The organism is Corynebacterium sp. HMSC071F07 (genome assembly GCF_001810285.1).
GTDB classification, from domain to species: domain Bacteria; phylum Actinomycetota; class Actinomycetes; order Mycobacteriales; family Mycobacteriaceae; genus Corynebacterium; species Corynebacterium simulans.
This window is the reverse complement of sequence record NZ_KV800666.1, coordinates 1-325: the sequence shown is the minus strand read 5'-3', so window position 1 is coordinate 325 and position 325 is coordinate 1. Positions and strand designations below refer to the sequence as shown.

At 54.2% G+C, this 325-nt stretch carries 1 pseudogene; it reads right to left on the bottom strand.

The features are described 5' to 3' along the window. Nucleotides 1–325 (bottom strand): annotated as a pseudogene (locus HMPREF2724_RS12160) (IS3 family transposase); the annotation flags it as partial.

Sequence of the window (325 nt, the reverse complement as noted above, 5' to 3'; positions counted from 1 at the left end):
GCTTAACCGAGTACTCGGTTCGGTGGTCATCGACAAACTGGAAGCGGATCACCAGTGAGTCTCTTCGGCAAAATATTTCGCGGCCTTACGCAGGATGTCGCGTTCTTCGCGCAGCTTAGAGACTTCTTTTTCCAGCTGACGGATTCGCGCAGAATCATTCGCCGCTTGGGCTTGATCGTGCACGGCCTTCGTGCGGGCACGTTTGCCAGTGCCGTACTTTTTGACCCAAGAATGTAGCGAGGCACGGTTGATACCGAGCTCAGCTGATGCTGAGTTCAGCGAGAGATCCTAGTTGTTCTCATAGAGGGCTACGGCATCGCGTTTG